21 protein-coding genes, 4 tRNA genes and 1 riboswitch are annotated in these 25,112 nt (G+C 51.1%); of the genes, 15 read left to right on the top strand and 10 right to left on the bottom strand.

Features of this window, described 5'->3' with window-relative positions:
• Window positions 1-171: 171 nt before the first annotated feature.
• A riboswitch (cobalamin riboswitch) is annotated at window positions 172-449 on the bottom strand.
• 115 nt (window positions 450-564) lie between these two features.
• The 6 genes from CFERDRAFT_RS06395 to CFERDRAFT_RS06420 form a co-directional block, all read right to left on the bottom strand.
• Window positions 565-2,031: an aminoacyl-histidine dipeptidase gene (locus CFERDRAFT_RS06395; RefSeq protein WP_040433379.1), complete on the bottom strand. Its 1,467-nt coding sequence runs from the start codon at window positions 2,029-2,031 to the stop codon at window positions 565-567.
• Window positions 2,032-2,100: 69 nt separating this feature from the next.
• On the bottom strand, window positions 2,101-3,096 hold the full coding sequence (locus CFERDRAFT_RS06400) for a 3-oxoacyl-[acyl-carrier-protein] synthase III C-terminal domain-containing protein (RefSeq protein WP_006366404.1): 996 nt from the start codon (window positions 3,094-3,096) through the stop codon (window positions 2,101-2,103).
• A 6-nt stretch (window positions 3,097-3,102) separates the two neighbouring features.
• Window positions 3,103-4,176: a pentapeptide repeat-containing protein gene (locus CFERDRAFT_RS06405; protein WP_006366405.1), complete on the bottom strand. Its 1,074-nt coding sequence runs from the start codon at window positions 4,174-4,176 to the stop codon at window positions 3,103-3,105.
• Between the two features lie 11 nt (window positions 4,177-4,187).
• The gene (locus CFERDRAFT_RS06410; RefSeq protein WP_006366406.1) at window positions 4,188-4,934 is read right to left on the bottom strand and encodes a hypothetical protein; all 747 of its coding nucleotides are present in this window, start codon (window positions 4,932-4,934) and stop codon (window positions 4,188-4,190) included.
• A 119-nt stretch (window positions 4,935-5,053) separates the two neighbouring features.
• The gene (gene nadA, locus CFERDRAFT_RS06415; RefSeq protein WP_006366407.1) at window positions 5,054-6,025 is read right to left on the bottom strand and encodes a quinolinate synthase NadA; all 972 of its coding nucleotides are present in this window, start codon (window positions 6,023-6,025) and stop codon (window positions 5,054-5,056) included.
• 118 nt (window positions 6,026-6,143) lie between these two features.
• The gene (locus tag CFERDRAFT_RS06420) at window positions 6,144-6,533 is read right to left on the bottom strand and encodes a co-chaperone GroES family protein (RefSeq protein ID WP_006366408.1); all 390 of its coding nucleotides are present in this window, start codon (window positions 6,531-6,533) and stop codon (window positions 6,144-6,146) included.
• A 273-nt stretch (window positions 6,534-6,806) separates the two neighbouring features.
• On the opposite strand from CFERDRAFT_RS06420, the gene mreC reads away from it, so the two are divergent.
• The 9 genes from mreC to nadB all read left to right on the top strand — a co-directional run bounded on the left by mreC (window position 6,807) and on the right by nadB (window position 16,389).
• Window positions 6,807-7,649, top strand: coding sequence for a rod shape-determining protein MreC (mreC, locus tag CFERDRAFT_RS06425; RefSeq protein ID WP_040433366.1), 843 nt, complete (start codon window positions 6,807-6,809; stop codon window positions 7,647-7,649).
• Window positions 7,650-7,669: 20 nt separating this feature from the next.
• Entirely contained in the window at window positions 7,670-8,161 is a 492-nt protein-coding gene (locus CFERDRAFT_RS06430) for a hypothetical protein (protein WP_006366410.1), read from the top strand.
• Complete coding sequence (gene mrdA / locus CFERDRAFT_RS06435; RefSeq protein ID WP_006366411.1) at window positions 8,161-10,074, top strand: penicillin-binding protein 2; 1,914 nt, start codon at window positions 8,161-8,163, stop codon at window positions 10,072-10,074. Before CFERDRAFT_RS06430 ends, mrdA begins: the two co-directional genes overlap by 1 nt.
• A complete protein-coding gene (locus tag CFERDRAFT_RS06440; RefSeq protein WP_006366412.1) occupies window positions 10,071-11,558 on the top strand; it encodes an FAD-binding oxidoreductase in 1,488 nt (495 codons plus the stop codon). The genes mrdA and CFERDRAFT_RS06440 overlap by 4 nt, the downstream gene beginning before the upstream one ends.
• A gap of 13 nt (window positions 11,559-11,571) precedes the next feature.
• Complete coding sequence (gene smpB, locus CFERDRAFT_RS06445; RefSeq protein WP_006366413.1) at window positions 11,572-12,045, top strand: SsrA-binding protein SmpB; 474 nt, start codon at window positions 11,572-11,574, stop codon at window positions 12,043-12,045.
• A gap of 18 nt (window positions 12,046-12,063) precedes the next feature.
• Window positions 12,064-13,284 (top strand): tyrosine--tRNA ligase, encoded by a 1,221-nt coding sequence (gene tyrS, locus CFERDRAFT_RS06450; protein ID WP_006366414.1) that lies wholly within the window; start codon window positions 12,064-12,066, stop codon window positions 13,282-13,284.
• An 80-nt stretch (window positions 13,285-13,364) separates the two neighbouring features.
• Window positions 13,365-13,910: a pyruvoyl-dependent arginine decarboxylase gene (locus CFERDRAFT_RS06455; protein WP_006366415.1), complete on the top strand. Its 546-nt coding sequence runs from the start codon at window positions 13,365-13,367 to the stop codon at window positions 13,908-13,910.
• 165 nt (window positions 13,911-14,075) lie between these two features.
• Window positions 14,076-14,693, top strand: coding sequence for a DedA family protein (locus tag CFERDRAFT_RS06460; RefSeq protein ID WP_006366416.1), 618 nt, complete (start codon window positions 14,076-14,078; stop codon window positions 14,691-14,693).
• 100 nt (window positions 14,694-14,793) lie between these two features.
• Window positions 14,794-16,389, top strand: a complete 1,596-nt coding sequence (nadB, locus tag CFERDRAFT_RS06465) for an L-aspartate oxidase (RefSeq protein ID WP_006366417.1) — start codon at window positions 14,794-14,796, stop codon at window positions 16,387-16,389.
• A 156-nt stretch (window positions 16,390-16,545) separates the two neighbouring features.
• On the opposite strand, the gene CFERDRAFT_RS06470 is transcribed toward nadB, so the two are convergent.
• Window positions 16,546-17,379: an NAD+ synthase gene (locus CFERDRAFT_RS06470; protein WP_006366418.1), complete on the bottom strand. Its 834-nt coding sequence runs from the start codon at window positions 17,377-17,379 to the stop codon at window positions 16,546-16,548.
• Between the two features lie 35 nt (window positions 17,380-17,414).
• Complete coding sequence (locus CFERDRAFT_RS06475; RefSeq protein ID WP_006366419.1) at window positions 17,415-18,935, bottom strand: murein hydrolase activator EnvC family protein; 1,521 nt, start codon at window positions 18,933-18,935, stop codon at window positions 17,415-17,417.
• 196 nt (window positions 18,936-19,131) lie between these two features.
• On the opposite strand from CFERDRAFT_RS06475, the gene murA reads away from it, so the two are divergent.
• From murA to CFERDRAFT_RS06505, 6 genes are all read left to right on the top strand, one after another.
• Complete coding sequence (gene murA / locus CFERDRAFT_RS06480) at window positions 19,132-20,403, top strand: UDP-N-acetylglucosamine 1-carboxyvinyltransferase (protein WP_006366420.1); 1,272 nt, start codon at window positions 19,132-19,134, stop codon at window positions 20,401-20,403.
• 88 nt (window positions 20,404-20,491) lie between these two features.
• A tRNA-Ile gene (locus CFERDRAFT_RS06485) sits at window positions 20,492-20,565 on the top strand.
• Between the two features lie 33 nt (window positions 20,566-20,598).
• Window positions 20,599-20,672 (top strand) — tRNA-Glu (locus CFERDRAFT_RS06490).
• A 20-nt stretch (window positions 20,673-20,692) separates the two neighbouring features.
• A tRNA-Arg gene (locus CFERDRAFT_RS06495) sits at window positions 20,693-20,769 on the top strand.
• A 33-nt stretch (window positions 20,770-20,802) separates the two neighbouring features.
• On the top strand, window positions 20,803-21,702 hold the full coding sequence (locus CFERDRAFT_RS06500) for an AEC family transporter (protein ID WP_006366421.1): 900 nt from the start codon (window positions 20,803-20,805) through the stop codon (window positions 21,700-21,702).
• Between the two features lie 147 nt (window positions 21,703-21,849).
• A tRNA-Gln gene (locus CFERDRAFT_RS06505) sits at window positions 21,850-21,922 on the top strand.
• A 172-nt stretch (window positions 21,923-22,094) separates the two neighbouring features.
• On the opposite strand, the gene CFERDRAFT_RS12565 is transcribed toward CFERDRAFT_RS06505, so the two are convergent.
• Window positions 22,095-22,421: a hypothetical protein gene (locus CFERDRAFT_RS12565; protein WP_232209771.1), complete on the bottom strand. Its 327-nt coding sequence runs from the start codon at window positions 22,419-22,421 to the stop codon at window positions 22,095-22,097.
• 24 nt (window positions 22,422-22,445) lie between these two features.
• A complete protein-coding gene (gene acnB, locus CFERDRAFT_RS06510) occupies window positions 22,446-25,016 on the bottom strand; it encodes a bifunctional aconitate hydratase 2/2-methylisocitrate dehydratase (RefSeq protein WP_006366423.1) in 2,571 nt (856 codons plus the stop codon).
• Window positions 25,017-25,112: the final 96 nt, after the last annotated feature.

Consider the following 25,112-nt stretch of genomic DNA (forward strand, 5'->3'; position numbering starts at 1 on the left):
TTGCCTGACTTTGATCCCGAAGTCATAATCGCTCCTCTATTAATTTGTTCCGCAGTACGATTACTTCGTTGGGCGGTGCTCAAAATCCTCATGTACTAAATGTACACTCCGGTTTTTCCGCTCCGTCCGCCTTGTACTCATACTGCTCACGACAATTAATAGACGTGCTCATACGGCAATAGCTTTCCGGCAGGTCTCCTGACTATCAACGGTTTTCTGCCCTTTCGGCAGGCGTTCAATGTGGAAAAAGCCTTCCCCCGTCTCTCCGGTGGTAACATCTCGGATAACGACGTGGCTTGATCCTGCTGAATAGAAAATGAACAAACTGGGTTGTTTGCCTCCCCTCTCCAGCGAACCGTTTTTCAGTTGCGGGTACAGTGTACGAATCTCACGTACTTCCCTATTATCCGGACCATTTCAAGTCCGGCACCAGAAAAAAAAGAACTGATAACAGTGTACTGTTTTTTCCCCTCGCTTTCAACAGCAAAAGAGGGGAATCTTCATTTTTCGCGATCTCCGGAAAAAACAGAGTCAGATAAAAGATCGGGATGACACTACAGCAAATCACAAATTTTTAACAGGAATATCAACGAGCACAGCAACAAGCAGATCCCAGAATTTCCCGACAGAGGAAATATGCACCTTCTCATCCGGAGAGTGCGGGTAGCGAATGGTGGGACCAAAAGAGATCATATCAAGTGCAGGGTATACGCCTCCTATAATACCGCACTCAAGACCCGCATGAACCGCACTCGTCACAGGAATCTTCCCGAATTTTCTCTGAAATACATCCTGCATAATCTTCAGAATCGGCGACTCAGGGTTCGGCTTCCAGCCGGGATATCCACCGTCAACCACCGAACCCGCCCCGGCAAGATCAAAAAGAGCCGTGATCATAAGCTCAAGATCTACTCTCGCCGAATCAACCGAACTTCTGAGGAGAGAGTCAACGGTAATGGTACTATTGGCTGATTTCACCATGGCAAGATTATTGGACGTCTCAACAAGACCCTCCATCGCTCTGTTCATGCGCATCACTCCATTCGGACAGGCATAGATGGCCTTCATAAATCGGAGAAACACTGCCGGTTCAATAGCCGTTTCGGGGAGAGGAACAGAAACCGCATCAATCTTCACTGTTGGTTCAACCGCCCGCAATTCATCTTTTATGGTAGCGGACAACAGAGAGAGTCGGTCGAGAAACCCATCCGCCATTGCTTCGGGAAGAGCTGCAAGGGCAAAGGATTCACGAGGGATGGCATTGCGAAGGCTTCCCCCGTCAATTGAGGCAAGCTGCAAACCATACCCGATATGGCCTTCATAGAGAATACGGTTCATGATCTTGTTGGCATTGCCGCGGCCCAGATGAATATCCAGACCGCTGTGGCCGCCCATCAAGCCGGTTACGCTGATCCTGAACCCCCGGTAGTTATCCGATAGAGCGTGTTCACTGTAACTGAAGGTTGAGGTTACAGTGACCCCTCCGGCGCAGCCGATAAAGAGCTCCCCTTCATCCTCCGAATCAAGATTCATGAGGATCTCACCCATCAGCACTCCGGCTTTCAGCCCCATCGCCCCGCTCATCCCCGCCTCCTCATTGCTGGTAAAGAGCGCTTCAATCGGCCCATGCTGCAACCCGGTGGATGCCAGCACCGCCATCGCTGCCGCAACACCGAGACCATTATCGGCCCCAAGCGTGGTTCCATTGGCCCGCACCCACTCTCCATCCACAATAGTCTCAATCGGATCTGTTGTAAAATCATGGATCTTGCCGGTGTTCTTCTGCGGCACCATATCCAGATGAGCCTGCAAAATCACCCCCTGCCGATTCTCCATACCCGCCGTGGCCGGTTTGCGGATAATGACATTGTCGGCTTCATCCACAATACTCTCAAGGCCGAGGTTGCGCCCGAATGCCGTCATGAACTCCCGGATATTCTCCTCATGGCCCGAAGGCCGGGGAACCCTGGTCAGGCTCTGAAAATGCGTCCAAACCTCATGCGGGTTCAACCCTGAAATATCGTTGTTCATAAACATCTATTTTTGTTTGGACCGGGCCAATGTAGGAGCAAAAGATTTTTCGCCCTTACCAAAATCGGGTCAGTATGTTAAAACCATCCCGCCTATCGACAACCCCGCGCCGGTGCCGACCATCAGGAGTTTGTCGCCCCGTTCAAGCGAACCGTCACGGACAGCCTGGTAGAGGGTGGCGGGAATGGAGGCGGCAACACAGTTTCCCATCCACTCAATCGTCTGCATGATCTTCTCCTCCGGCCAGCCGAAGCGGCGGAGCATGTGCAGGCCGACTTTACTGGCCTGATGGGGCACAACTACGTCAATATCGAGCAGGCTTTTTGAAAGCCCCGGATAGAGCTCTTCGAGAAAGGCTTCATCATAGCGGCGTACCATACGGAGTACAGCGGAGCCATCCATATGGAAAAGATCGTTATCGGGGTTATGGCCCGGTTTTGAAGGATGAAGGGCCGAACCGCCACCCATGATGGTAGTCAGGTAGGCTCCATCTCCCCATGTTCGAAAATGTGCATGATGCATTAGCGACTCCTCCCCCTCGCCTGAACGGGTCACAACAACCGCTGCCGCCGCATCCCCGACAAGGGTGGCCGATTCGGGCTCCTTGATGTTGATACCGCAGGAGGAGATATCGGAACTGGCAATCAGGATATTGCTATAGCGCCCGGCAGCAAGATAGTTTGCCGCCACATCCATTGCCGCAAGAAAGCTCAGGCAGGTATTGTGCACCGTCATGGAAGGTATGCCGGAACTTCCCAGACCGAGCTGTCGCTGGAGCAGTGCGCCCATGTCGGGAATAGCCTGCTCAGCCGTTCCCGAGGCATTGATGATAAGGTCGAGCCGGTCAGGCTCAAGATTCGCCTCTTCGAGTGCTTCACGCGCCGCCTCAGCGGCCATGAATGATGAGGTCTCCGTGCTGATCCAGCGTCGCTGGCGCACGCCGTTACGCCGCTCCACCCAGCCGGCAGGAAGCCGGCAGATCGCTTCAAGTTCGGAGCTCTCGACAACACGCTGAGGGAGATAACGGCCAACGCCAATAATTCTAAGCGGGAGGTTCAATTCCATCTTGCTTCACCCTTCCCTTTTGCGCATGAGTTCAACAAGCTCCGTTGTTCTTGACGCCTGTTTTTCAACAGCGGCAATAAGATGCTCCATGTCGCTTCGCCTCTCCCGCTCCGTTACCGTATCGAAGAGAATCGGCTTCTGGAACCCTTCGGAAAGTCTGAAAATCCGGAAGCAGCTTCTGATCAACTGGAAATAGAGAAGCGGCAGCAGCAGTTCTGCGAGAAAAAAAGGCAACTCCTGGTAGTAGAGTATAAAACCGTCCCAGTCACCGATGAACAGGGCGCTCCATCGAACAAAAAAGTAGAGATAGAGTACCGGATGAAAGCAGAGAAAAAGACGCATGATACGCGACTGCCGCTCAAGCGGAGGGTCGTGCTCGTATTTTGAGAGCAGCCAGGGAAAATGGCCAACGGTCATAGCGGCGCTCCGGTCATTGAGATAACGCGCCCCCTGAAGGGCCGAATCAATAAAGATCGCCACAAGACTCAGCAGCCCCGAGGAGAGAACCGTGGCAAGAAAAGCATAGGTCAGAGCATCAAACTTGAAGGAGCCCGAAAGATAGGGAAGGGTGATTGAGGTCGGTTTGATGACAATAAAGAGCAACGCAATACCGGCAAGGACCAGTGAAAAGGTATGCAGCTTGCGGGCATGCTTGAGACTCTCGATAACCGCTTCGACATTGGCACCCTGCATGGAGTTTCCCGGAGGATCAATGCGCATGAGAGCTGCCGAATCGGTTTCGGGCGAATAGAAACCGTTGACGCCGATACTGCACCCCTTGAGCGTCGTATAACGGGTGGCGGTATCAATGGTACTTTTACTGAGATTGGATCGAGAGAGATTCGCACCGCTCAGATCCGCCCCCCGCAAGTCAGCTCCACTGAGATCAGCACCGGTGAGGTCAGCGTTCGTGAGCAGAGCATGCTGAAGCCTCGTGCCGCTCAGGTTAACCTCTCCGAGCGGGCGGCCCTGAAGAGCTGCGCCTTCAAGGTCCGGTGTTACCTCCGGATTTTCCTGACGCCACCGGTTCCAGACCTCCACCCCTTTTTCAAGAATAACCAGATGTTCCGGCTTTATCATAACTACTTCTATTATTTCATGTTACCATTATCTGTTATCTCCCCTTCCGGTGGTTTACCCACATAGAGAAGAATCGCCCTGAAAAGCGATGCACTGTGTACCGCCTGCTCAAAGGCTTCCGGACCGCTCATATCCCTGTTGTCCATACGCATCCGGTTGCCAAGCTTGCGGGAAATTTCTGCAACACGGGCAACTTCACGGGCAAGGTCAGCTTCACTTGCAAGCGTTATCCTGTAGATACTTCGACGGATAATGCCGATACTTTTCAGGACCTCACCTTCAATAATGCCGTCGTTTTTCGAATGCCGCTCCCTGTTGAAAGCGTCATAAGCGCTATTATGCAGCGGCATGGAGAGGTCAGCGATGTAGTGAGCAGCAAATACAAGTGGATAATCGGCATATTTCCCGGTCGCCTTCAGATCGCGAAAATCACGCAGTGAGCCGATGATCGCGCCATAAAGATGGCCCTCCTGGTCATCGGGCTCATTGAAGCGCTTAAGCTGCTCCATAACCATCACCTCACTGACCGGCACCGCCCCGTTGTTATTGAAATAGTGGTTTTTCTCCTCGATCTTTCTGAATACTTCCCTCGACTTGACAACATCAGGTGCCGCAGCACTGTACCATCGATCAAATCCTGCCGCGCGGGCAATCGCAAGATGGGTTTTATCATGCCATCCGTATGTCTGCAATGGATTTAAAAGCAGAAGAAGAGCCGTAAAAAACAGCTCAACCGTTCGCTTGACTTTTATGTTCATACCTGACTCCCCGTATGTTGAGGGTAGCGATCAGAAGCGCCTGTGAGTTGACGGTGTCAAATCAAGGTACACACATTCAGACAAAAAGCGAACTCAGGAATACCGGCGGCAACAGAGCTTCATGCCGACATGTCGAGCATACGCCGGATAGGCTTCAGGGCTGCACTCTGAAGCATTTCGGGCACGTTGATTTCAGGCGACCGGTTCTGCATGCACTCATAGAGCTTCTGAAGGGTATTCTGCTTCATCTGCGTACAGAGACTATGGGGATTATTGCGATCCTTGGGGGCCGGAATAAAAATTTTCCCCGGAGAACGCTTCTGCATCTCATAGAGAATTCCCGGTTCGGTCGCAACAATAAAGCTTTGAGCTGAACTTGACTCCGTATGCAGCAGAAGAGCCTGTGTGGAACCGATAAAGGAGGCATGGCGCAGCACCTCTTCGCGGCATTCGGGATGGGCAATCAACTCCGCATCCGGATGCTCCCGGCATGCCTGGAGAATATAGGGCTCGGTAAAGGCATCATGCACATAACAGCACCCCTGCCAGATAAACATCTCCCTGTGAAGTTTACGGGCCAGATAGCCTCCAAGATTTTTGTCAGGGGCAAAAATTATCGGCTGCTCTTCGGGAATCTGCCGGATGATATGCTCTGCATTTGAAGAGGTACAGGTAATATCCGACAGCGCCTTGATTTCGGCGGTCGAATTGATATAGGTGATAACCAGGGCCTCCGGATGCAATTCCTTGAATTTCCTGAACTCAACGGGCGGGCAACTGTCTGCCAGAGGGCACCCTGCATGGGAGTCAGGCATCAGAACCAGTTTTCCCGGATTAAGCAGCTTGGCTGTTTCCGCCATAAAATAGACCCCGGCAAAAACAATCACATCCGCACTGTTTTTTTCAGCCGCCCGGGCCAGAGCAAGGCTGTCGCCGACAATATCCGCGACCTGCTGCACCTCGGGAACCGTATAGTAGTGCGCAAGAATCAGGGCATTCATCTCTTTTTTCAGCACACTGATCCGCTGAAAAAGCTCTTCATGCAAAAGGGTGCCGTCAACGGCACCGACGGAAACAAAATCTCTGGTCATAGTATGATTACAATCGGTTGCGAACCTCGGGGTACGGTATTGAGGAAGCAGAAAAAAACTGATGGGTAAAATTATTACATCTTGCAGAAATCCGGCACGGCATCAGGAAATTTCCGGATCATTTGAGATAATAGTCAAGATCATCATCCTCCCTGATCAGAAGCAGAATGGCCGAATTGGGTACGATAATGTACCGTTCCTCTTCATACTCGATCTCATAGGAGCTGTTCTGGATAAAAATAGCCAGATCACCGACTTTTGCCTGAAGCGGAATATACTGCGCTGCCGTTACCCTCTCTTTCCATGGTTCGTCAGACTCCGGAGGGGGACCTATCGGATAGCCCGGCCCTGTTTTTATAACATAACCGCTCTGAATTTTCTCTTTTTCCTGGACTCCGGGCGGAAGATAGATACCGGACTTGGTCCTGTCATCAAGAGATTTTGGTTTGATTAATACTCTATCACCGACAACAACAAATTTATCTGTTATATTCACATTTTGAGTCATATGTTTCACTTGACCTGTTTACCGCAGCACCATGCGGTGGATGAGGAAAATGTAATAAAAAATAAGTGTCAGGCAAATCCTGAGCCTTTGGTTCCATAGTTTGATAAAGAGGCATAAAAAACCGGCAGCAAAGCTGACGAAATCCCGATTAAAAGATCAAATCGGAACAGCTGAAGAAAACCGTTACCGTATCCATGAGGCCAGGTGCTGCCAAACCTCTGCGCTCATAATCTCAACACAGCAGCTCTCCTATATATAACCGGAAACTCGAACGTGCGGAAGTTTTTCAATGTATTTAGCCGGCACAATACCTGGCTGCTCTTTGCACTCTATTGTGCAATCTCGATTTTTTTCATAAAGCTCCAGAATGATGATACGATTACCAGAGTACGAACCGGGGGCATTGAGTTCAGCGCTTTCATAACCGACAAACTTTTGAGCTATAGCTACCTCCTGAACCTGAAACAGGAAAACGACCGTTTGATGCAGGTAAACACCGATCTTCTTGCAAAAGTGATCAACCTTGATGCGGCTGTAACGGATGAGAGAAACAGCCGGAAAATTACGGCAGACAGCACACTCAATGCCTCCAGCTTCATCATGGCCCGGGTGGTAAGCCGAAGGTTCAGCGATCGGGAGAACATGCTCCTGATCGATGCCGGATGGAAAAAAGGAATCAGAAAGGATATGACAGTGCTTACTCCACAGGGTCTGGTTGGAAGAGTGACGACCGTCTCGGAGAACTATGCCAGGGTAATGCCTGTTATCCACACTGATTTCAAGGTCTGCGTTGTTTCCGATAAAAGCGGCAGCATCGGCGTACTCTCATGGAGCGGAGGAAGGGAGTTCGTTGCGCAGATGGAACATGTCCCTATCAGCAGCAGCCTCAAGGTAAATGAGGAGATTGTCACCTCTGACTTCAGTACATTTTCGGCCAGAGGAATTCCTGTTGGCCGGGTAGTGCGTATCACTCCCGATAAACTCTTCTACACCGTAGATGTCCGGCTTGCCGTTGATTTTTCATCCCTGAATCAGGTTCTTGTTGCTCCGCTTAAAATCGAGCCGGAAAAAGCTGTCATGACCAGCGACAATACAACAGAAGAGCCTATCCCTTAATTTTTCAGACCTTATTTGTTGTGGCAACAAAAATCCCTTTCTATATCGTGCTCCTCTGCATTGTCTCACTCCTGCAGGTGTTCGGCCTCTCCCATTTCACCATTTTTGATGTATCGCCCGATGCCATTTCGCTCTTGCTTGCCTTCATTGCTGTAACAATCGGCCAGAGAGCGGGTACCAGTTTCGGGTTTGCTGCGGGAGTTATAACCGGACTTATGTCAGGAAACATGGGTCTGTCGATGCTTGCAAGAACGGTAGAGGGTTTTATTGCCGGGTTTTTCAATATCCCTGAAAACAGTCATGCAACCTCAAAGCAAAAAACCAAGCGGATGTATTGGGCGGTCATGACGGCAACCTTCTCTGCCAACGCGATTTTTGCAGCAGGTTACAACCCTCTCGGACTTTCACCCTTTTACCGTATTCTGGTTCTCGGCTTGCTTGAATCACTCCTCACCCTCATCCTTGCCTTTATCGCAAAGCGGCTGTTAATGAGAAAAACCTTTTCAGACTGATGGATAAAATTCAGCGAAGCACTACTCTCGTATCACTGTTTGTCGTAGCTGTTTTCTCCGTTCTTTTTGCCCGGCTCTTCTACATACAGGTACTTAATTATCAGCAGCTCGGCTCAATTTCGACAACAAACAGTATCCGAAGGGTCTGGGTTCAGCCGCCAAGAGGACGCATGATCGACAAAAAAGGGGTCGTTCTTGTCGATAATCAGCCGCTCTACACCGTCAAGGTCATTCCATCTGAATTCAAAAAAGAGCGCACCGGCTACCTGGCTTGGCTCTTGAAAATAGAGAAAGCCGAACTGGCTGATAAAATCAGCAAGGGATATGAGTTCAACCGTTTTTCGGCCGTAACGGTCAGCCGTAACCTTGACGGTGTTGATGTAGCACGACTGAGTGAAAACCTCTGGCAGCTGCCCGGAGTGCTGATTGAAACTGACAATAAACGAAAGTACTCCGACTCTCTCAACGGTTCCCATCTTTTCGGCTATCTGCGCGCCATCTCAAAAGCAAAACTTGAGGAGTTCGCTGAGCAGGGATACACCCCGGATGACAAAATCGGATTCAGCGGACTGGAAAAATATTATGAAGAACGTCTGAGGGGTCAGAAGGGCGCCCGGTTTGAAATGATCACTCCACTCGGGAAATTTGCCGGTAAATACAACTACGGCAACAGCGACATAGCCGCTGTCAGGGGTGATGACCTCTATCTCTCAATCGATGGCGGCCTTCAGCAGCTTGCCGAACAACTGCTGAGAAAAACCGGAAGATCCGGTGCGGTTGTCGCCATAGACCCCTCTACTGGAGGAATTCTTGCTCTTGCCAGTGCTCCGGACTACAGCCTGAATATTTTCAATGGCTCGACCGACAGCAAAGGATGGAGCGATATCTTGACATCTCCCCAGAAACCGCTCTTTAACCGGACAGTTCAGGCCGTCTATCCGCCCGGCTCCATCTACAAGATGATTCTGGCCATGGCTGCGCTTGAAGAGAAGAGAATGGATCCGGCCACAAAAATACTTGACAGCGGTGTCTTCATCTATGGGGGAAGACGCTTTCTCAGCAATGAAGGGAAGGGGCACGGTGTGGTAGATATGCGTGAAGCCATAACCGTCTCCTCCAATGTCTATTTTTACAACCTGATTTTCAAGGTCGGGCTGGATAACTGGACAAAATATGGCAGTATGTTCGGTTTCGGTACGAAAACGGGCATTGACCTTCCGGGCGAACGGGCAGGTCTTCTGCCATCAATCGAATATTACAATAACCGCTACGGAAAAAATCGCTGGACAAAAGGGTATCTGGTAAGCCTTGCCATCGGCCAGGGTGAGCTCGGCACAACCCCGGTACAGCTTGCAGCCTATGCGGCAGCACTTGCCAACAACGGAACCCTCTTTCAGCCCCATATTGTAAATGGTTACCGTGATACGGCAACCGGCAGATATATCCCCTTCACCTTCGCCAAACAGCAGTTACCGGTAACGGCTGAAACCTACGGCATTATCAGGGACGGCATGAAGGGTGTCGTACTTCGAGGAACCGGAACGCTGGCGAAAGTCCCCGGCGTGGAGATTGCCGGAAAAACCGGTACCGCACAGAACCCCCACGGACAGGATCATGCATGGTTTATCGCCTATGCACCGGTCGATAATCCAAAAATCGCCATGGCGGTTCTGGTTGAAAATGCAGGTTTCGGCGGCACCATTTCCGCCCCGATTGCCCGTGAACTGATAAAATATTATATCAAGGGCGAAAAGCCTCCGGTGTCTGCACTCCCCGGATCGCCCAAAGCAGAGCCGGACAGCACCAGCGAAACCCTGCCGGATGTTCCGTCCGACAATACGGTAACGAATGAAACCCCTCCGCCAGCAGCGGAGAGCAGTAAAAAAAACAGTGACGTTCTACCAGCAGAATGATCTACAAGCATGACCAGGCCTCCATACAGGGCTTTCTTGAGGATACAAGCAACCTGAAAACCGGCCATACTCCGGGAGTTTTTTTCCCGGAAACCGTTGATGAACTTGCCGGCCTCCTGAAAAGGGATGGTGCAGAACCCCGCCGCTTTACCATTGCCGGAAACGGAACCGGAACGACCGGCGGCAGAATCCCGATGGGAGATTACGTCATCTCCATGCAGAAACTCGACCGGATCGACGAGCCTGCAGTGCTCTCCGAAAAGCATGCAATCATGACCGTGCAGGCAGGTGCGCTGCTTGAAAATATCCAGATAAAAGCCGAACAGAGCGGATGGTTTTATCCGCCGGACCCTACCGAAAAACTCTGTTTTATCGGAAGCACCATAGCCAATAACTCTTCAGGAGCAAGAAGCTTCAAATACGGATCGACACGTGAGCATATTGCAAGAATTCTCATCATACTGCCAGGGGGTGACCGGCTTGATCTTTCCCGCGGCAGCTGCAAGGCGGACAAACAGGGCACCTTCCATTTCACACTGCCGCACTCGGGAGCAGTCACACTGCAAAGGCCGGACTACCGCATGCCGGCCACCTCAAAGCACAATGCCGGCTACTTTTCAAAGGAGGGCATGGATCTCATCGATCTCTTCATCGGTTCGGAAGGAACACTCGGAGTCATCGCTGAAGCAGATCTCATGCTCATTCCCCGACCGGCCTCCCTTATCTCATCGCTGATCCATTTCGGCACAATTGACGATCTCTTCGGGTTTGTCAAACTCCTCAAAGAGCCGGAAAACGGTATTTCACCGAGAGCCATTGAATTTTTCGACAAAAACTCCCTTGGCTTGCTCGCCCAAAAATATCCCGATCTGCCCCGGGAGAGCGAAGGGGCAATTTTCATCGAACTGGAAACAACTCCGGAAAGCGATGAAGCGGCTCTTGACACCCTCTTCACGCTCATGGAATCATGCAATGCCTTGACCGACAACTCCTGGGTAGCGCTTGACCGTGAAGAACAGTCCAGACTGCGGGAGTTTCGCCACACCCTCCCGCTCCTTGTCAATGATTGGCTGAGCCGGCAGAAGGAGAGCAAAATCAGCACCGACATGGCCGTGCCCGGCGATCGGTTCCGTGAACTCTTTGATTTTTACCGGAACTCTTGCGAACAGGAGGGCTTTGTCTATATTCTTTTCGGCCACATAGGCAACGAACACCTGCACCTGAACATCCTGCCGAGAAACAGGGAGGAGTTTCTTCTGGCCAAGGTGCTCTACCGGAAACTTGTTGAAAAGGCACTTGCTCTTGGCGGAACACTCTCGGCCGAACACGGCATCGGCAAGCTCAAGGCAGAGTATCTTGTCGGGCTCTATCAGGAGAGGGGAATAATGGAGATGGTGCGGGTAAAAAAGAGCCTGGATCCCGACCTGATTCTCAACATCGGCAATATTATTCCGGCAGCCTGTTTGGAAACAGAAAACCATTGAACTCCCGCACACGGTGTCGAAAAAACAGACCACACAGCACTACGTACAGGCCATTCAGAACAGAAAGGCCCGGTATGAATTTGAAATTCTTGATACCTTCGTCACCGGTATCCAGCTCTTCGGCAGCGAGGTCAAATCGGTGCGTCTCGGCAAGGCCAGCCTGAACGACAGCTTTGCCATCATCCTTCGCAATGAGGTGTGGCTTGAGAACATGCAGATCACCCCGTATGAGCACAACCATCTGGAGATGCTCGAACCGAAACGGAGCCGGAAACTGCTTCTGCACAAGGCTGAAATCCTTAAAATACAGGCGAAAATAACGGAAAAAGGGCTCACACTGGTAGCGCTGAAAGCATTTTTCAGCTCAAAAGGGTTGTTAAAAATAGAGATTGCCATCGCCAAAGGGAAAAAGCTCTACGACAAACGCGAAACCATCAAGGCGCGGGAGAACCAGCGGCAGATGGAGCAGGTACGAAAACAATATTAAACACCAAAAACTCAATCCATGCGTTTTCCAACCGTAAAGGAACAGCTTGATATCATTACCGCCAACGTTGTGGAACTCATCAGCGTTGGAGAGCTTGAACAGAAGCTTCTGCACAGCCTGAAAACCGGCGTGCCGCTCAAAGTGAAGCTTGGTGCTGACCCGTCAAGACCGGATCTGCATCTCGGCCACTCGGTCGTACTGCGAAAACTCAGGGAGTTTCAGGATCTCGGCCATGAAGCAATCCTCATCATCGGCGACTTTACCGCCATGATCGGCGACCCGTCAGGGAAAAGCAAAACACGACCCCAGCTCTCGGCAAAAGAGGCAAGAGAGAACGGTGAAAGCTACTTCGAACAGGCATCAAAAATCCTTGACCCCGACAAAACAACCATCTGCTATAACTCCGACTGGCTCGGCGCCATGAAATTTGCCGACATCATCCGTCTGTCAAGCCACTACACCGTCGCAAGAATGCTTGAACGCGATGACTTTGAACGGCGCTACCGCTCCAATGAACCCATCTCGATTCATGAATTTCTCTACCCTCTGGCACAGGGGATGGACTCGGTACATCTGAAAAACGATATTGAGCTCGGCGGCACCGACCAGAAATTCAACCTGCTTGTCGGCAGGGATCTGCAGCGGGAGTACGGCATCCCGCCGCAGGTCTGCATTACCATGGAGCTGCTTGTGGGCAGTGACGGAAAGGAGAAGATGTCGAAATCACTCGGCAATGCCATCTGTTTCAATGACCCGCCTTCGGAGATGTACGGCAAGGTCCTCTCGATTCCCGACCCGCTGATCGAGACCTGGTGCCGGCTTCTGGTACCGCAAACAGAGCGTGCAGCCACATCAGCTATTCTTGAACAGCGGGAAACGGACCCGAGAAGTGCCAAAAGGGCTCTTGCAAGAGAGATCGTAGCCTCCTATTACTCACGCTCAGCCGCCGCAGATGCCGAAACACACTTCGATCAGCTTTTTGTGCATAAAAAAGCACCTGATCACATTGAACTCTTCCTGTTTGAAGAGCAATCACTGCCGCTGATCGACCTGCTGGTAACCCTTGGTGCCGCCCCTTCAAAAAGCGAAGCCCGCAGGATGATACAGCAGAACTCCATTCTGGTCGATGAGCGGAAAATTTCGGAAATCCATGAGAAGATTGATCTCGACATCGAACCGAAAATCATCAAGGCCGGAAAAAGACGGTTTTTTAAAGTCGCCGCAAAAAAAACATTTTGAATGCCACTGCTTTTTCCTATAATTGCTCAATTTCGATAGTGTAGACTGTTTGTACAATAAATTTATCCGGAGGCACGGCATTGTCATTTGTCCCGACAAAAGTATTCTTCACCAAAGGTGTGGGAAGACACAAGGAGTATCTCTCATCTTTCGAGCTTGCTTTGAGAGAAGCCAAAATTGAGAAATGCAATCTGGTCACCGTATCAAGTATTTTTCCGCCGAAATGTGAGCGCATCAGCGTTGAAGAGGGTTTGAAGGAGCTCTCTCCAGGCCAGATCACCTTTGCCGTCATGGCTCGCAACTCAACCAATGAGTACAACCGCCTTATTGCCGCTTCGGTCGGTGTGGCTATTCCGGCAGACGATACGCAGTACGGCTACCTCTCTGAACACCATCCTTTCGGAGAGTCGGCTGAACAGTCCGGAGAATATGCCGAAGATCTTGCAGCAACCATGCTCGCCACAACCCTCGGTATCGAGTTTGACCCCAACAAGGATTGGGATGAACGCGAGGGTATCTACAAGATGAGCGGCAAAATCATCAACTCCTACAATATCACGCAGTCGGCAGAGGGTGAAAACGGGATGTGGACAACGGTCATCTCCTGCGCCGTTCTCCTTCCGTAATCATCCGGAATCCGGTCAGCACGAACTGAACCTTAGTCAGGGCACTCCATAAGGGTGCTCCCGGTATAAAAATTTACTGAACAGTGAAAAGGGTCAGGCTATGCCCTTTTCACTGTTTTCGGTTCCGGGCTCTCTCTCCTCTAACCCATCATTCACTCCCCGTTCATGGACTTTTTCACACCGTTCCAGAATATGCATACACTTGAGGAGCTGATTATCTGGGGAGGATACCTGCTGCTCTTTATAATTATTTTTGCCGAAACCGGACTCTTTGCCGGCTTTTTTCTTCCGGGTGACTCCCTGCTCATAACCGCCGGCCTCATCGCCGCAACCGGAGGTCTCGACATCTATCGCACACTCGCAACCCTTGTATGCGGCGCCATTCTTGGCGATGCAACCGGCTATCTTATAGGGCGACAACTCAGCAGAACAATTTTCCATAAAACGGAGTCCCGCTTCTTTCATAGGGAACACCTTGAAAAAACCGAGCGCTTCTATAAAAAACACGGTGCAAAAACCATCTTTCTCGCCCGTTTTGTTCCGGTTATCCGCAGCTTTGCTGCATCCCTTGCAGGAGTGGCCGGCATGGCCTTCCCTGTTTTCCTCTTTTTCAGTGTTTCCGGAGCTGTTGCGTGGGTACTCTGCTTTACCCTGATCGGCTACTTTATTGCCAGCCTCTTTCCTGATATAGTCCAGTACCTGCATACCATCATTCTTGCAGGAATTATCCTGATTGCCGCCAGCGCGCTGAAAAGCCTGAAACCGAAAAAAAAGCAACGCTAACGCCTGCTTATCTCTTTTTAAAACAGGGCTGTTCACGGATATTAAGCGCAGGTGTGGTATTTTAGGCAGAACAACCTTAAACAATCCGGGTATCACGGTAATGACTGAATCGATAAAAACTGATGTTCTGGTTATCGGCAGCGGTATAGGCGGCCTCTACTTTGCCATTCACATGGCCGATCACGCCAGTGTGACGATCATTACAAAAAAAGAGAGCTTCACGTCAAATACCAACTGGGCGCAGGGAGGAATTGCCGCCACGATCGATACCAACGACACCCCGGAACTGCATATTGCCGATACACTCGGTGCCGGCGCCGGACTTTGCAATCGCGAGATGGTCTCCCTCATGGTCAGGGAAGGGCCTCGGCACATTCAGCGCCTTATAGAGCTCGGTGTCAACTTTACGACATCAGACCATGACCACCTCCACCTCGGCAAGGAGGGGGGGCATTCAAGAAGCCGGATCGTCCACGCGCAGGATCTTACCGGACGGGCAGTTGAAACCGCGCTCATTGACAGGGTCAACAATCATCCCAATATCACCCTGCTTGAACACCATTTTGCCATCGAACTGCTTACCGAGCATCATCTCGGCATCAAAACAAATGACATCTCCTGCTTCGGGGCCTATGTGCTTGATACAAAACAGAGGAAACCGAAAAAAATTCTCTCGAAAATCACCATGGTAGCCTCCGGAGGTCTCGGCCATGTCTATCCCTACACCACCAATCCAGATATTGCCACCGGAGATGGTGTGGCCATGGGGTACCGGGCCGGAGCGGAAGTTGCCAATATGGAGTTCATCCAGTTTCATCCAACCTCTCTCTACCATCCGAAGGCAAACTCATACCTGATTTCCGAAGCGGTTCGCGGATTCGGAGGAATCCTGAAACTGAAGAACGGCCAGGAGTTCATGCACAAGTATGACAAGCGACAGAACCTTGCACCCCGCGACATTGTGGCAAGAGCCATCGACTCGGAGATCAAAAAAAGCGGAGAGGAGTGCGTCTTTCTTGATGTGACCCATATCGATCCGGAAAAAACCAAAGAGCATTTCCCCAACATTTACGAAACCTGTCTCAGTTTCGGCATCGATATGACACGGGAGATGATCCCGGTCGTCCCTGCCGCGCACTACTCATGTGGAGGAATCAGAACGGACAGCAAAGGGCGAACCACCCTCAACCGCCTCTATGCCTGCGGAGAGAGCAGCTGCACGGGGGTTCACGGAGCAAACCGGCTCGCAAGCAACTCCCTGCTTGAAGCGCTCGTCTTCGCATGGGAAGCAAGTATTGATATCCGCGAACAACTCCAGCAGCTGGAGAACAGTGTCGAATTTCCCGACTGGGACGATACCGGCACCGTAAACCCCGAAGAGTGGATCCTTGTTTCACACAACAAGCGCGAGGCCCAGCAGGTGATGAATGACTATGTCGGTATTGTACGCAGCGATCTGCGGCTGGCCAGAGCCAAAAGAAGAATGGATTTCCTCAAGGATGAAACGGAAGCCTACTATAAAAAGACAAAGATCACCACACAGATTCTGGAACTGAGGAACATCATCAAGGTCTCAAACCTTATCATTGAAGGGGCCATAAAGCGCCGTGAATCAAGAGGACTGCACTACACAACCGACTACCCCGGCAAGGATGACAAACACTTTCTGATTGATACTGTGCTGCGCTCTTTCTGATTGACATTGACACAAGTCCATCTATTAATCGTAGTGAGCAGTTTGAGGGTAAGGCGGACGGAGCGCAGAAACCGGAGTGTACACGGAGTACATGAGGATTTTGAGCACCGCCCAACGAAGCCATCAAATTGCGGAATAGATTAAGAGATGGGCCTCCTACTTCACTTCCTGCCAGTCCCTGGCATACCGAAAATCAATACCGGGAGTGCGGCCTGAAATCTTGGCGATAACCGGCATCATCCGCTTGTACTGGTTCCGTACAACCATCTTTCTGACACGATCATAAAACGGTTCATCCACCCCTTCTCTGAGAATGGCCGCTTTATCCATTCTCTTTTCAAGCATCCTGTAGAGCAGGAGATCAACCGCCTCGTAGCTGAACCCAAGATCATCCTCATCACTCTGCCCTTCCCAGAGGTCGGCGGAGGGCGCTTTTTCAATAAGCGGCTCCGGAATACCAAGGTGACGGGCGAGTCCCCTGACCTGGGTTTTATAGAGATCACCAAGAGGATTGATCGCTGAAGCCATGTCACCGAACATGGTTCCGTAACCGAGGAGCAGCTCGGTTTTATTGCTTGTACCGGCAACAAGCCGTCCGTCTCTGGCCGATACATCATAGAGAAAAACCATACGGGTCCGGGCCATGATATTACCCCGCCGCAAAAGCTCGGTCTCCGGCACGGAGGAAAACAGTGCATCGACAACCGGCGTGATGGAAACCTCTTCCGAACGAATACCGAGCCTCCGGATCATGAGCTCAGCATGCTCAAGGCTCTCCGGACTGCTTGACCGGTAGGGCATCATGAGCGCCAGAACGTTTTCCCGACCAAGGGCGCGAACAGCAAGCTCACAGACAACCGCCGAATCAATACCGCCTGAAAGACCGAGAACAACCGAACGGAACCCGAATTTGCGGATCTCGTTGGAAAGAAAAGCCTTGAGCATCTCCTCGACTATATGGTAGTTTAGATGGAGATCCTGAACCTTCATCATGGCACCCCGATTTATTTGTTCTCCCGTCACAGTCAGCGTCTGAGCCATTTTTCCGGATTCTGCTTGACACGACCCTTCCAGATCTCAAAATGCACCACTGAACCGCCCTCCGGCATCCTGCCGGAAAGCCCGACCATCTGCTGCGATTTTATCAGATCGTCCTTGGCCACACTCAGCTGACCGAGATTGGCATAGACGGTAAGATAGGATTTTGAATGACGGATAATGACAATGTTGCCGAATGTGGGCAGAAAGGCAATCTGGGCGACCCTGCCGCCGGAGACCGCCCTGACCTGGGAACTTGACGGTACGGAAATATCAATGCCGTTATTCGTGGTAACAATTTTCAGATCCCGGTCCTGAACCGATCCGAATCTTTGGGATACCACACCATTGCGTACTGGCCAGGGCAGAGAACCTGCTGCATTGTCGAAATCCGCCGAAACACGGTCAACGTCAGAAGCGATCTCGGGCTGAGCGGGAACACTCTGCCTTTCCTGAACCGGCGGAAGCTGAGCCTCCGGCCTTTTTTTATCCTTGATGACGACAGCGGGCGGCTCCGGCAGCGGAGGAGGAGCAACACCTTTACGCTTCTTTGCTGCCATCCGTTCCGCCTGAAGCCGTCTGAGGGTCTGACGGTCAGCTTCAAGCCGGGTTTGCTCCACCCTGCGTGCCTCAAGACGCCTTGCTTCAAGACGCCTCGCCTCAATGATCTTCCTTCTCCGTTCATTTTCAGCCTCCACAGCCCGCTGTTCAGCCATAATGAGCGACTCAATCCTTGACTGCAGCTGCTGACGTTTTTTACGGACAACTTCGAGCTGGGCTGCATACTCCTGCTTGTTCTGCTTCAGCTTGACCAGTACAACCTCTTTCTCCTGTTTGCTTCTGGCCCAGGTTTTCAGCTGGTTCTCCTGCTCTTTTACCACTGCTGCTTTCTGGCGGTAGGTCTGCTCCAGTGCAACCCGGTTACTTTCGAGCGTAACGGCTGCCTGCTGCAGATCGTCAACATTACGGCGTACCGCGCGGGTAAAAAAGCCCATGTATTGCGCCCGGACGATTGCGTCATTGACCGAACCCGAGGCAAAAAGACGCTCAACATCCCGGCGCCCTCCATACTTGTAGACGGAAACCGCTGTTCTTCTGAAATCGTCAGATACCCTGCCGTAGATCTGGCGATTACCCTGAAGTTCAACCTGAAGACGATTGATATCCCGGTTAAGACGGTCAAGATAGTTCTGATTTTCAGTGATCATTTTTTCAAGCACAAGAATCTGGCGACGGATATTCTCCAGTGACTTGAGTGAGAGGGACTCCTGCTTTCTGGTTGAACTCAGTTTGAACTGGTACTCTTTCAACTGTCCTTTAAGCTCTCTGAGAGTCCGCTCAACCGATGAGCGCTCGGCCATGATCCTTGCAATCTCACTGTTTACCGGAGGTGCCGCAATCGCAGCAGTGGACATCGTGACGGGAAAAGAGAAGAGGAGGAGCAGAAAAGCGCATGCCCCCCTTCGTAACAGGCTGTAAAAAAAAGCGCGACTAACCATAAAACTCATAAAAAATCCCCGGACCGTAAAAATTCAAAGACTATTACCACAAACCTGTTAAAAAGAGCCATGCCGAAGAGAGCATGAGGCCTCTGTTCAAGGTAAAGGATAAAATCTTTTCTTCGCAAAGGTCACAAGAAAAAAATAATTTGTTTTTCTTACGCTTAAATAATTAAATATCGGTTTTTTCATCAGCTACTACCACATGGACAAGCTTGTCATAAGAGGGGGCCGCCGGATCAGCGGCAGCGTATCTGCCTCGGGTTCAAAAAACAGCTCCCTGCCGATCATTGCATCAACACTGCTAAGCGGCAACGGGACATTTATTCTGCACCATATCCCCGATCTTCAGGATATCAAAACCTTTACGCAGCTCCTGCATCACCTTGGTGCTGAAACCTCTTTTTCCGGCAACACCCTGAACGTTACGACCGGAAACGTGACCAGTATCCTGGCGCCCTACGAACTGGTAAAAAAAATGAGAGCTTCGATCTATGTGCTCGGCCCGCTGCTTGCACGGTTCGGCCACGCAAGGGTATCCCTTCCGGGAGGATGCGCCTTCGGTCCCCGGCCTATCGACCTGCATCTGATGGCGATGGAAAAACTCGGCGCCCGTATCACCATAGAGACCGGCTTCATTGATGCCACTGCCCCTGGCGGAAAGCTGCACGGAGCCCATATTGATTTCCCGATCTCCTCGGTTGGAGCAACAGGCAACGCACTGATGGCAGCCTCACTTGCCGAAGGGACTACAACAATCAGCAATGCCGCCGCTGAACCGGAAATTGTGACGCTCTGCCATTTCCTCACGGCCATGGGAGCAACCATCAGGGGAACCGGAACAACCGAGCTTGAAATTGAGGGAAGCCAGTCACTCAATGCCGCAGAATTTCAGAATGCATTTGACCGGATTGAAGCAGGAACGCTTCTTGCGGCTGCGGCCATAACCGGAGGAGAGATCACGGTCAACGATGTTGAGCCGGAGCAGCTCAAATCGGTACTTAAAAAATTTGTCCACGCAGGCTGCACCGTTGAAACAACCGAGAACAGTGTTACCCTGAAAAGCAGCGGGAAACTGATTCCGACCGATATTACAGCCAAACCCTATCCAGCTTTTCCTACCGACATGCAGGCCCAGTGGATAGCCCTGATGACACAGGCTGAAGGAACCAGCCATATTACCGACAAGATCTATCATGAACGGTTCAACCACATCCCTGAACTGAACCGGCTTGGTGCCAATATCGAGATCCGCAAAAACCAGGCGGTGGTTCATGGACCAAGAACACTCTCCGGCACCAAAGTCATGTCAACCGATCTGAGAGCATCGGCAAGTCTGGTGCTTGCAGGGCTTGTGGCCAAAGGAACAACGGAGGTACTGAGGGTCTACCATCTCGACCGGGGATACGAAAAAATCGAAGTAAAACTGAAGAGTCTCGGAGCCGATATCAGTCGTGAAAGCTATAAAGAGTTTTGATAAACAGAGAAAAAAGAGAAAAAGAGATTATTCTTTTGCATATTCAATCTCAAGCATTATATTAACTGCCTCTAAAGCCAAGCAATGAGGGCCCTTAGCTCAGTTGGTCAGAGCAAGCGACTCATAATCGCTGGGTCGTAGGTTCAAGTCCTACAGGGCCCACGCAGTATGAAGAGCTGACAAAAATATTTACCTGGCGTGTTCGTCTAGTGGCCCAGGACATCGCCCTCTCAAGGCGAAGATCACGGGTTCGAATCCCGTACACGCTACCTCTCAATGAGACAAAAAAGCACCCGTAGCTCAACTGGATAGAGTATCTGACTACGAATCAGACGGTTAGAGGTTCGACTCCTCTCGGGTGCACCAACTCTTCTCGCTGGCTGAACGGCTTTTCCTCCTATGCCGATGTTTGACCTTGCGTTTCTTCTTGCTCCCACATTTGCCATGTTTTTTCTGGGAGTGCTTCTGCGCCGCACATCCGTTCTTGATGACCGGGATGCCGACACACTCCTGAAACTGGTATTCAACCTGACACTCCCGGCTCTCCTGCTCTCCGTGCTCCCCTCGGTCGAATTGAACAGCAAACTCCTTCTTGTCGCCCTTATCTCGACATTGATAATCCTCCTTACGCTCCCGGCTGCAATGCTTGCGGGAAAAGTTACCGGGATGAAGCCGCAAACATCCGCCGTACTGGTTTCCGGATCGATCATCATGAATCTCGGTTTCGTCATGCCCTTCGTCCAGTCATTTTACGGTGATGAGGGTCTTGCCCGGCTCTTCATCTTTGATATTCCCAATGGCGTGTCGGCCTATACCATCGCGTGGGCGTTTGCATGCCGCTCCGGCAGCAACCCTCAGCACTGCCTGAACGGCAAACTTTTCAAATCGCCGCCGCTTCTGGCTCTCGCTCTGGCGCTCTTTATGAATGCGCTTTCGCTGCGCCCGGAACCGCTCACCGCCAAAATTCTCCTCACAACAGGCACGCTTACCATCCCGCTTGTTCTGCTCGCTCTTGGCGCCTCTTTCAGCATAAAAAAAGCAAATCCCCTCCACCTCGGAGTTGGCATAGCGCTGCGGATGCTGCTCGGCCTCTCCCTCGGTCTCTGGCTCACCGACCTGCTCAACATCTCCGGAGTTGACCGGGCTGTTGTGGTGCTCTGCGCTTCGGCTCCTGCGGGTTTCAACACTCTGACCTTTGCCTCGGTTGAAAAGCTGGACCGCGAATTTGCTGCAACACTGGTAGCCGCCTGCATGATTGCATCAATGGTGCTTATTCCGATCCTGCTCACTACGCTTTAGGATAGCTCGATTCATCTCTTCCGGGACCTGACAGCATCCATCGTTCACAACCTGCCGGAACTCATGACAATGAAAAGAGGTAGCATTCGAGAAAAAATAAAAAGTGAATTGGAAAAACTTTTTTTTTAAATATATTCACATCGCTACTGAGGAGTGGCCAAATTGGTAAGGCACCTGATTCTGGATCAGGCAATTCCAGGTTCGAGTCCTGGCTCCTCAGCAAAAAAGAAAAAAAAGACACAGTTGTTTGGCTGTGTCTTTTTTTTTGCCCCCGCCTATCAAAAAAAATTGAATCAGGGAAAAGTGCCGCTATTTTTTTATAGGGGGGCAAAAAAAAAGAGACAGAACTTTCATTCTGTCTCTTTTTGATAAGAAACCGGGTTAGCGGAAACTTATTTTGCTGCAGGTGCTGCTGGTGCTGCCTCTGCTGCAGGTGCTGCAGGTGCTGCTTCTGCTGCAGGTGCTGCTGGTGCTGCCTCTGCTGCTGGTGCTGCAGGTGCTGCTTCTGCTGCAGGTGCTTCTACAGGAGCTTCTGCTTTTTTAGCGCAGCCGACAAATGAAACTGTGCTTGCAAGGAATAAGAAAATGAAAAGTTTTTTCATTGCTGGATTGTTGTTTTGTTGTTTGATAATTGACAGCTTCTTCAGCTCACTAATATTAAAAAAAAACAGCGAGTTTTCAAAAGCCCACTGTATGGCGGAATATGCAAAATTTTCCATATCCCGCCATAATAAATGTTTTTTTTAGTCAACAAGCAACTCCAATTCTGCTTTTTCGAGCTTGTCGAAGTTCAGATAACGATAAATGTTCTCTGCTTTTGAGCCGGAAAGATGCCTGCTGAAAATTTCCATATACTCATCCTTGTTCGGCAGATGACCAAGCAGCGCACACACCGCAGCAAGTTCAGCCGAACCGAGATAAACCTGTGCACCGGTGCCCATTCTGTTATCAAAGTTTCGGGTGCTGGTGGAAAAAACAACCGCATTGTCAGCTACCCTTGCCTGATTACCCATGCAGAGTGAGCATCCCGGAATCTCGATACGGGCTCCTGCTGCACCGAAAATGGCATAATAACCCTCTTCGATCAGTTTTTTCATATCCATCTTCGTGGGCGGCACAATCCAGAGTTTGGCCGAAGCGACCCCCTTGCCCCTGAATACTTCACCAAGAGCACGGAAATGGCCGATGTTGGTCATACAGCTCCCGACAAACACCTCGTCAATAACCTTGGGCCGTTTTTCATCACGAAGCACTTCACTGAGCGTCATGACGTCATCGGGATCATTCGGACAGGCAAGAATCGGTTCAGTGATCGCACTCATATCGATTTCAATCACCTCTGCGTACTCTGCATCGGCATCAGGCTCAAGAAGCGTCGGATTCTTCAGCCAATCCTGCATTTTACCGATACGGCGGCGCAGGGTATCAGCATCGCCATACCCCTCCTTGATCATCTGCTCAAGCAGCTCGATATTCGAACTGAGATATTCGATAACCGGAGCCTTGTCAAGACGGACCGTACAGGCTGCGGCACTCCGCTCTGCAGAGGCATCACTCAGCTCGAAAGCCTGCTCAACCTTGAGATCCGGCAGCCCTTCAATTTCAAGTATACGACCGGCAAAAACATTCTTTTTTCCCTTCTTCTCAACCGTCAGCAACCCTTTTTTCATGGCAACCCAGGGTATGGCATTGACAAGATCCCTCAGGGTAATGCCATTCTGAAGCTTGCCGGTAAAGCGAACAAGCACGGACTCGGGCACATTGAGCGGCATGGTACCGGTAACACCGGCAAACGCCACAAGACCCGATCCGCCGGGGAATGAGATCCCGATAGGGAACCGGGTGTGTGAATCGGCACCGGTACCGAGTGTATCCGGCAGTACCATGCGGTTCAACCATGTATGGATAACGCCGTCACCGGGTTTAAGCGAAACGCCTCCCCTGCTCATGATAAAGAAGGGAAGATTTCTGTGCAGGGTAATATCTGAAGGCTTCGGATAGGCAGAGGTATGGCAGAAGCTCTGCATGACAAGGTCGGCGCTGAAGCTCAATGCGGCAAACTCCTTGACCTCATCCCGGGTCATGGCACCGGTGGTATCCTGTGAACCGACCGTAAGCGTTTCAGCTTCCACATACATGCCGGGGCGCACACCGGCAAGCCCGCAGGCCTTGCCGATCATTTTCTGTGCAAGCGTGTAGCCTTTTCCGGTATCTGCCGGCTGTTCCGGACGCTGGAAGAGGCTCTCTTCGCCAAGACCGAGAGTTTTTCTCGCTTTTCTGGTCAGATTTCTGCCGATGATCAGGGGAATACGTCCCCCGGCACGAACCTCGTCAGCAAGTGTGTTCGGGGTAAGTTCGAAACGGGCGATAACCTCCCCGTTCTTCTCGATTTTACCGTCAAAAGGATAGAGGTCGATAACATCTCCCGTCTCCATTGCCGAGACATCCGCCTGGACCGGCAACGCACCCGAATCCTCCGCCGTATTGAAAAAGATCGGCGCGATAATTCCGCCGATTACAACACCGCCGGTACGCTTGTTCGGCACTGCGGGAATATCGGTACCCATATGCCACTGAACCGAGTTGATGCCTGATTTGCGGCTTGACCCGGTACCGACAACATCACCGACATAGGCAAGCGGATGCCCTTTTGTTTTCAGTTGTGCAATGGTGCCGATCGGATCGGTCATTTTTGAACCGAGCATACAGAGCGCATGAAGCGGGATATCACTGCGGGTGAAGGCTTCACTTGCTGGTGAAAGGTCATCGGTGTTGGTTTCACCCGGCACCTTGTAGACGGTCAGGGTGATTTTTTCAGAAATAACAGGCCGCGAAGAGAACCACTCCCCTGCCGCCCATGATTCAAGCACTTCACGTGCATATTTGTTGGTTTTTGACTGACTGACAACATCATCAAATGCATCATAGACGAGCAGTGTCTTTTTCAGCATTTCGGATGCCGCTTCGCAGATGGCCGGATTGCTGTTGCTGAGAGCATCAATGAGAGGCTTGACATTGTATCCACCGAGCATGGTACCGAGAATCCTCACCGCTTCCACGCTGTCGATCACGCTACAGGAAATTTCCCCCTTGACAATACCATCAAGAAATGCGGCTTTTTCCAATGCAGCATCATCAACTCCGGGGCTGATATGTTCAAGGAACAACTCCAGCAGATACTCCTTTTCCTGAACGGGATTCTGCTGCAGAAGAGCATTAAGCGAACGGGTCTGTTCCGCGGTTAACGGCAACGGGGGGATGCCGAGCTTCGCTCTCTCTTCAGTATGGGCGCGGTATTGTTCAACAAGACTCATAAGGTCAATCTCCTGATGTTATGTGTGTGTAAAACTAATTGACTGTAAATAAAAAAGGCAGGGAAAACGCACGTGCGAATGCGCAATAGGCAAAGG

It is taken from the genome of Chlorobium ferrooxidans DSM 13031 (genome assembly GCF_000168715.1).
Lineage (GTDB): Bacteria > Bacteroidota > Chlorobiia > Chlorobiales > Chlorobiaceae > Chlorobium > Chlorobium ferrooxidans.

Coding starts and splice junctions, on each gene's coding strand:
- CFERDRAFT_RS06395 (WP_040433379.1), bottom strand. CDS start 2,031: ATGAACAACGATATTTCAGGGTTGAACCCGCATGAGGTTTGGACGCAT.
- CFERDRAFT_RS06400 (WP_006366404.1), bottom strand. CDS start 3,096: ATGGAATTGAACCTCCCGCTTAGAATTATTGGCGTTGGCCGTTATCTC.
- CFERDRAFT_RS06405 (WP_006366405.1), bottom strand. CDS start 4,176: ATGATAAAGCCGGAACATCTGGTTATTCTTGAAAAAGGGGTGGAGGTC.
- CFERDRAFT_RS06410 (WP_006366406.1), bottom strand. CDS start 4,934: ATGAACATAAAAGTCAAGCGAACGGTTGAGCTGTTTTTTACGGCTCTT.
- nadA (WP_006366407.1), bottom strand. CDS start 6,025: ATGACCAGAGATTTTGTTTCCGTCGGTGCCGTTGACGGCACCCTTTTG.
- CFERDRAFT_RS06420 (WP_006366408.1), bottom strand. CDS start 6,533: ATGACTCAAAATGTGAATATAACAGATAAATTTGTTGTTGTCGGTGAT.
- mrdA (WP_006366411.1), top strand. CDS start 8,161: ATGGATAAAATTCAGCGAAGCACTACTCTCGTATCACTGTTTGTCGTA.
- CFERDRAFT_RS06440 (WP_006366412.1), top strand. CDS start 10,071: ATGATCTACAAGCATGACCAGGCCTCCATACAGGGCTTTCTTGAGGAT.
- tyrS (WP_006366414.1), top strand. CDS start 12,064: ATGCGTTTTCCAACCGTAAAGGAACAGCTTGATATCATTACCGCCAAC.
- CFERDRAFT_RS06460 (WP_006366416.1), top strand. CDS start 14,076: ATGGACTTTTTCACACCGTTCCAGAATATGCATACACTTGAGGAGCTG.
- nadB (WP_006366417.1), top strand. CDS start 14,794: ATGACTGAATCGATAAAAACTGATGTTCTGGTTATCGGCAGCGGTATA.
- CFERDRAFT_RS06470 (WP_006366418.1), bottom strand. CDS start 17,379: ATGAAGGTTCAGGATCTCCATCTAAACTACCATATAGTCGAGGAGATG.
- CFERDRAFT_RS06475 (WP_006366419.1), bottom strand. CDS start 18,935: ATGAGTTTTATGGTTAGTCGCGCTTTTTTTTACAGCCTGTTACGAAGG.
- murA (WP_006366420.1), top strand. CDS start 19,132: ATGGACAAGCTTGTCATAAGAGGGGGCCGCCGGATCAGCGGCAGCGTA.
- CFERDRAFT_RS06500 (WP_006366421.1), top strand. CDS start 20,803: ATGCCGATGTTTGACCTTGCGTTTCTTCTTGCTCCCACATTTGCCATG.
- CFERDRAFT_RS12565 (WP_232209771.1), bottom strand. CDS start 22,421: ATGGAAAATTTTGCATATTCCGCCATACAGTGGGCTTTTGAAAACTCG.
- acnB (WP_006366423.1), bottom strand. CDS start 25,016: ATGAGTCTTGTTGAACAATACCGCGCCCATACTGAAGAGAGAGCGAAG.